6 protein-coding genes and 1 riboswitch are annotated in these 6377 nt (G+C 70.9%); of the genes, 4 read left to right on the top strand and 2 right to left on the bottom strand.

Annotation, left to right across the window (positions count from 1 at the left end):
• Positions 1-219 precede the first annotated feature (219 nt).
• Positions 220-912 (bottom strand): sugar transferase, encoded by a 693-nt coding sequence (locus BH719_RS03760; protein ID WP_009743426.1) that lies wholly within the window; start codon positions 910-912, stop codon positions 220-222.
• A gap of 547 nt (positions 913-1459) precedes the next feature.
• A riboswitch (ZMP/ZTP riboswitch) is annotated at positions 1460-1544 on the top strand.
• A gap of 31 nt (positions 1545-1575) precedes the next feature.
• On the opposite strand from BH719_RS03760, the gene glyA reads away from it, so the two are divergent.
• From glyA to BH719_RS03745, 3 genes are read left to right on the top strand one after another with little or no spacing between them, the layout of a single operon-like run.
• Complete coding sequence (gene glyA, locus BH719_RS03755) at positions 1576-2865, top strand: serine hydroxymethyltransferase (RefSeq protein ID WP_009743425.1); 1290 nt, start codon at positions 1576-1578, stop codon at positions 2863-2865.
• The gene (locus tag BH719_RS03750; RefSeq protein ID WP_009743424.1) at positions 2862-3755 is read left to right on the top strand and encodes a bifunctional methylenetetrahydrofolate dehydrogenase/methenyltetrahydrofolate cyclohydrolase; all 894 of its coding nucleotides are present in this window, start codon (positions 2862-2864) and stop codon (positions 3753-3755) included. The genes glyA and BH719_RS03750 overlap by 4 nt, the downstream gene beginning before the upstream one ends.
• 16 nt (positions 3756-3771) lie before the next feature.
• Positions 3772-4599 carry an exodeoxyribonuclease III gene (locus BH719_RS03745; protein ID WP_009743423.1) on the top strand — a complete coding sequence of 276 codons (828 nt, stop codon included), beginning with the start codon at positions 3772-3774 and terminating at the stop codon, positions 4597-4599.
• 48 nt (positions 4600-4647) lie between these two features.
• Here BH719_RS03745 and BH719_RS03740 read toward each other — a convergent pair whose 3' ends face one another.
• Entirely contained in the window at positions 4648-5190 is a 543-nt protein-coding gene (locus BH719_RS03740; protein WP_009743422.1) for a 2'-5' RNA ligase family protein, read from the bottom strand.
• A gap of 130 nt (positions 5191-5320) precedes the next feature.
• On the opposite strand from BH719_RS03740, the gene BH719_RS03735 reads away from it, so the two are divergent.
• On the top strand, positions 5321-6377 hold a 1057-nt coding region (locus BH719_RS03735), incomplete at its 3' end, for a galactokinase (protein WP_009743421.1).

The following is a 6377-nucleotide window of genomic DNA, read 5'->3' as shown; positions in this document are numbered from 1 at the left end:
CGCTCTCTCGTGCGCCGGAGGCGCTGAGCCCGTTCCCGCCCCGCTGCCCCGCGGCGGGGGACGCGCCGAGCACCGCACTCCCTCAGCAGTGCGGCGGTGCGCCGCCCCCGGGGTGCGCCGCTCCCGGGGTGCTCCGACGAGCGGGGGATGCGGAAGCACACGGGTGCGCCCCGGCCGAGGCCGGGGCGCACCCGTAATCACACACACAGAAGAAATGGTCTAATAGGCGCCCTCCTGACGAAGCAGAGCGGGCACGGTCTGCAGGAGGATCCACATGTCCAGGCCCACAGTTCGAGTCGCCGCGTAGTCCAGGTCCAACTGGACCGTTTCCTCCCACGAGAGGTTGGAGCGCCCCGAGATCTGCCACAGACCCGTGATACCGGGACGGACCGAGAACTTGCCCATCACGTGGGGCTCGTAGGTGGCCACTTCGCTGGGCAGTGGCGGACGGGGGCCCACCAGCGACATGTCGCCTTTGATGACGTTGAAGAGCTGGGGGAGCTCGTCGATGCTGGTCTTGCGCAGCACGCGCCCGACACGGGTGACGCGCGGATCGTCGCGCATCTTGAACATCACGGAGTTCCCGGCGCCCACGTCGGCCCGGTTGGCGGCCTCCAGGGACGCTTTGACCTGTTCGGCGTCGACCCGCATGGTGCGGAACTTGTACATCGTGAAGGTCTGGCCGTTCTTGCCCACGCGCGTCTGCTTGAAGAAGGCCGGGCCGCGGTCCGAGATCCGGATGAGCAGGGCCACGACCAGCCACAGCGGCGTAAGGATGATGACTCCAACGGTCGCCAGGACGATGTCGATCACGCGCTTGGACGCCAGGTCCAGCGCGGAGCGCCGCGCCGCGGAAGGCACGACCAACGTCGGCATGTACCGCTTGGCCCTGGAATTGGTCAAGGTGGTCATCTCGCGTGCGCCTCCTGGATAGTTTCTTGAAAAGTGTTTGGTTGGTCAGGCCCCCGGCGCCCTGCCGCTCCGAGTTGTTTACTGTGTAGACTTGCGTCGGTTGAGCGGGGTAACCGTTCGGTCAGGAACCCATGTTATCCACATGGTTAGAGAAAATGCACTAGGGATGCTCAATATCTATGAAGATTGGTCTGTGACGTCAGTTACCGGGTCATTGGTTGTTGAGACAATTTCCGCTCGGTAGATTATGGGTTTTACTTGGTATTCCAACGAAAAATGGTATCTTCAGAGGGTGTTATATTACATATTGTGCGCCAGGTGGTCAGGGGGTGTGCTCAAAAAGTGATCGCCGATCGTCTCACCAGGTGACCATTCGGGGGTGGTAAGTGAATGGGCTCACAGGTGGCGCCTGGGCGCGCCGGAACGCGGCGGAAGGGGGTGCTGCTGCCGGATGGGGCGGGGGCGGCGGAGCCGCGCGGGGCGCGGCCGCAGCGGGGCCGGGCCTCCCGGCGGGGCCCGTGGAGCCGCCCCTGGGCGCGCGATAGGATGGCCCCGTCGCGACTGGCGAACAGGTGGGCAACCACCGGGGAGCGACCCGCCGGCACCCGCAGCCGCCCGCCTGGGCTGTGTGCCACCTCCCGACTCGACGATCCCAGGAGAACAATGGACTCCCTCAACGACATGGCCCTGGCGCAACTGGACCCCGAGATCCAGGCGGTCCTCGACAACGAGCTGCAACGCCAACGCGGCACCCTCGAGATGATCGCGTCCGAGAACTTCGTCCCCCGCGCGGTCCTGCAGGCGCAGGGCTCGGTGCTCACCAACAAGTACGCCGAGGGCTACCCCGGGCGCCGCTACTACGGCGGCTGCGAGTTCGTCGACGTCGCCGAGTCCCTCGCCATCGAGCGGGCCAAACAAGTCTTCGGCTGCGACTACGCCAACGTCCAGCCCCACGCGGGCGCCCAGGCCAACGCCGCGGCCCTCATGGCGATGGCGGACGTCGGCGACCCGGTCCTGGGCCTGAGCCTGGCGCACGGCGGGCACCTCACCCACGGCATGCGCCTCAACTTCTCCGGGAAGCACTACCGGGCCGCCGCCTACGAGGTCTCCCGCGAGACGATGCGCATCGAGCCCGACATGGTCCGCGAGGCGGCACTGCGAGAGCGGCCCGCCGTCATCATCGCCGGATGGTCCGCCTACCCCCGCCACCTCGACTTCCAAGCGTTCAGGGAGATCGCCGACGAGGTCGGCGCCGCCCTGTGGGTGGACATGGCCCACTTCGCCGGACTGGTGGCCGCGGGCCTGCACCCCAGCCCCGTGCCCCACGCCGACGTGGTCACCACCACCGTCCACAAGACCCTCGGCGGCCCCCGCTCCGGCATGATCCTCTCCTCCCGCGGCGACAAGTGGGGGAAGAAGCTCAACAGCGCGGTCTTCCCCGGCCAGCAGGGCGGCCCCCTCATGCACGTGATCGCGGCGAAGGCGATCGCCATGAAGGTCGCCCAGACCGACGAGTTCAAGGACCGCCAGCGCCGCACCCTCGAGGGCGCGCGGATCCTCGCCGAGCGCCTCGGGGCCGACGACGCCGTGAGCGCGGGCGTCAAACTGGTCACCGGAGGCACCGACGTCCACTTGGTGCTCGTGGACCTGGTGGACTCCCAGATCAACGGCCAGCAGGCCGAGGACCTCCTCCACGAGGTCGGCATCACCGTGAACCGCAACGCCGTCCCCTTCGACCCCCGGCCCCCGGCCGTCACCTCGGGCCTGCGCATCGGGACCCCGGCCCTCGCCTCGCGCGGTTTCGACGCCCAGGACTTCGAAGAGGTCGCCGACATCATCGGAACCGCCCTCGCCCAGGGCGCCTCGGGCTCCTCCGTGGACCTGGAGCCCCTGCGCGCCCGCGTCAAGCGCCTCACCGACAAGCACCCCCTGTACGCGGGGCTCGAGCAGTGAGGGCACCGTGGGAGGGCCCCGCCCGGGTCCTCGACGGGAAGGCGACGGCCGCCGCCATCAAGCAGGAGCTGCGCGCCCGCGTGGCCGCCCTGCGCCAGCGCGGCTGCGCCGTCGGACTCGGGACGGTCCTGGTCGGCGAGGACCCCGGATCCCTGGCCTACGTGGCGGGCAAGCACCGCGACTGCGCCGAGGTGGGGATCGACTCGATCCGCATCGACCTGCCCGCCGACGCCGGGCAGGGGAGGATCGAGGAGGCCGTCGCCCAGCTGAACGCGGATCCGGCGTGCACCGGCTACATCGTCCAACTGCCGCTGCCCGCTGGCATCGACACGAACGCCGTCCTGGAGATGATCGACCCGGACAAGGACGCCGACGGCCTGCACCCGACGAACCTGGGCAGACTGGTGCTGCGCGGCTCGGGCCCCATCGACTCGCCGCTGCCGTGCACGCCGCGCGCGGTCATCGAACTCGTCGAGCGCCACGGCATCGGCCTGGCCGGGGCCGACGTGTGCGTCGTCGGCCGCGGGGTCACCGTCGGGCGCACCATCGGACTCCTACTGGGCCGCAAGGACGTCAACGCGACGGTCGACGTGTGCCACACCGGCACCAAGGACCTGGCCGACCACGTGCGGCGGGCCGATGTCGTCGTGGCGGCCGCGGGGGCCGCGGGGATCATCACCGCGCAGATGGTGCGCCCCGGCGCCGTCGTGCTCGACGTGGGCGTGTCTCGGACCGTCGTGGACGGCAAACCGCGGCTGGCGGGCGACGTCGCGGACGGCGTCGACCGCGTCGCCTCGTGGCTCAGCCCCAACCCCGGCGGCGTCGGCCCGATGACGCGCGCACTCCTGGTCACCAACATCGTCGAGGCCGCCGAACGGGCGGCACGCTGACCCCGAAGGGAACCCCGTGACTCTGACAGTGACGACCGTCAACCTCAACGGCATCCGCGCCGCCCACAAGCGGGGCTTCTTGGACTGGCTGGAGGAGGCGGCGCCCACCGCCCTGCTCATGCAGGAGGTGCGCGCGCCGGAGGAGATCTCACGGGGGATCCTGCCCGGGCAGTGGGACTCCGTGTGGGTCCCGTGCCGTATCAAGGGGCGCGCGGGCGTGGGCATCGCCGTCCACCGCGACCGCGGCGCCCTGGTCGGGCCACCGCGCACCGCGCTCGACGGCGCCGAGTCGGACGCGGACTCCGGCCGCTGGCTGGAGGTCCTCGTCGAGGCCGACGGCGCCCCGTCCCCCGTGCGCCTCGTCTCCGCCTACTTCCACTCCGGGGAGAAGGACACGCCCAAACAGGAGGCCAAGATGGCGCACCTGCCCCGCATCGGGGCGCGCATGGCCGAACTGCTCGCCTCGGCGGCCTCGGGCGGGGAGCAGGCGGTCGTGTGCGGCGACTTCAACGTCGTGCGCTCGCGGGCGGACATCAAGAACTGGACGTCCAACCACAACAAGCGCGCAGGCGTCCTCGACGAGGAGATCGCCTTCCTCAACCGCTGGGTGGAGGAGGGCTGGCACGACGTCGTGCGCGACCTGGCGGGCCAGGTCCAGGGCCCCTACTCGTGGTGGACGTGGCGGGGCCAGGCCTTCGACAACGACGCGGGGTGGCGCCTGGACTACCAGTTCGCCACGCCCGGACTCGCCCGGGCGGCGCGGTCCTTCACCATCGGGCGGGCGCCCTCCTACGACCAGCGCTTCTCAGACCACGCGCCCGTGGGCGTCGTCTACGGCCTCTGAGCCGGCTCCCGCCGCAGTGCCAGGCAGCGGGAGGCGGCGCACCGGGGCTCAGATGCCCTCGAAGTCGAAGATCGCCATCGAGGAGTAGGCGCCCGAGGGGTCGAGGCGGTCGAGGCGGAACCCGGGGACCACCCACGACGCCTCGAAGGAGCTCCCTATGTCGATCGCGAGGTCGAGGACGGGGTCTCCGACCCCCTGGGCGAGCGTGACATGCGGGTGGTAGGGGAAGCGCGGCTCGTAATCGAGGGGGCCCGAGCGGATGCTCTCGGCCAGGTCGGAGCAGGAGCGCCCCCCCTCGGCCAGGTTGAGGAACGCGACGGGGGAGAGCGGGCGGAAGCAGTCCGCCCCCCTGAGCGCGACGCGGAAGGGACGGGACCTGCGGGCGATGGCGCTCAGGTGCTCGATCACCTCGCCTCGCGACTCGGTGGCGACCGGCACGGGCGGCATCAACGTGATGTGCGCGGGCACGCGCGAGCCCTGGAGATCCCCCAGGCGCAGGCGCAAATCCGTTAATTCGCTCACCCACGGCTCGGGTATGGCGATGACGACGCCCAGCCAGTCCTGGCCGGGGAGTCTCTGGGGGAGGAACATGGGACCTGCTTGCGTGTTGTACGGGATGCCCCAATCCTAGGGGGTTCTCCGACAAGGGCACGTGATGCGCACCCCGTGTGTGAAGGTGCTCATAGTCGGGTAGGGTGGGGGGAGTTCCGAAGGAGGTACCGTGGCCCGCATCATCAGAGCCGAAGCAGTCAGCCCCGAGGAGGGCGCGTTCAACGCCCGCGAGCTCTTCATCCAGGCTTTCGGGTACGAGCCCGAAGGGGTGTGGAGCGCGCCCGGCCGCGTCAACGTCATCGGCGAGCACGTCGACTACAACGGGGGCCCGTGCCTGCCCATCGCCCTTCCCCACAGGGCGTACCTGGCGCTCGCCCCGCGCGCGGACCGCGCGGTCCGCCTCATCTCGCCGCAGACCGCCGACGCCATCGACGACCTCGACCTGGATTCCATCGGCCCCTGGGGCGGGCCCCGGCAGGTGCCCAGCCACTGGACGGCCTACATCGCGGGAGTGGCCTGGGCCCTGGAGCGCGCCGGCCACGGCCCGCTGCCGGGCTTCGACGCCGCCCTGTGGTCGTGCGTGCCGGTGGGGGGCGGCCTGTCGTCCTCGGCGGCCCTCGAGTGCGCCACGGCCGTCGCCGTCGACGAGGTCTGCGGGCTCGGCCTGGCGGGCTCCGACGAGGGCAGGCGCCTGCTCGTGGACGCCGCGCGCGCCGCGGAGAACGAGATAGCGGGCGCCAACACCGGCGGGCTCGACCAGACCGCGTCGATGCGGTGCAGGGCCGGCCACGCGCTCGCCCTGGACTGCCGGGACATGTCCGCCGAGCCCATCCCCTTCGACCTGGCCTCCTCGGGCCTGGAACTGCTCGTCATCGACACGCGCGCGAAGCACTCGCTGGCGGACGGCCAGTACGGGCAGCGGCGCGCCGACTGCGAGGAGGCCGCGCGCCTGCTGGGAGTCGGCCAGCTGGTGGAGGTGTCCGACCTGGACGCCGCCATGTCGGCGCTGGAGGGGCACGAGCGCCTCGCCAGGCGCACCCGCCACGTCGTCTCCGAGATCGCCCGCACCCGCGCCTTCATCGAGCTCATGGGGGAGGGGCCCCTGGAGGGGGAGCGCCTCGATGTGGCCGCCCTGCTGCTCGACGACTCCCACGACTCCCTGCGCGACGACTACGAGGTCAGCTGCGCGGAGCTCGACGTGGCGGTCGCGGCGGCGCGCGCGGCCG

The organism is Pauljensenia hongkongensis, assembly GCF_001746855.1.
In the GTDB taxonomy this organism is placed as follows: domain Bacteria; phylum Actinomycetota; class Actinomycetes; order Actinomycetales; family Actinomycetaceae; genus Pauljensenia; species Pauljensenia hongkongensis.
This window is presented reverse-complemented; position numbering and strand designations above follow the sequence as displayed.

Coding starts and splice junctions, on each gene's coding strand:
- glyA (WP_009743425.1), top strand. CDS start 1,576: ATGGACTCCCTCAACGACATGGCCCTGGCGCAACTGGACCCCGAGATC.
- BH719_RS03740 (WP_009743422.1), bottom strand. CDS start 5,190: ATGTTCCTCCCCCAGAGACTCCCCGGCCAGGACTGGCTGGGCGTCGTC.
- BH719_RS03760 (WP_009743426.1), bottom strand. CDS start 912: ATGACCACCTTGACCAATTCCAGGGCCAAGCGGTACATGCCGACGTTG.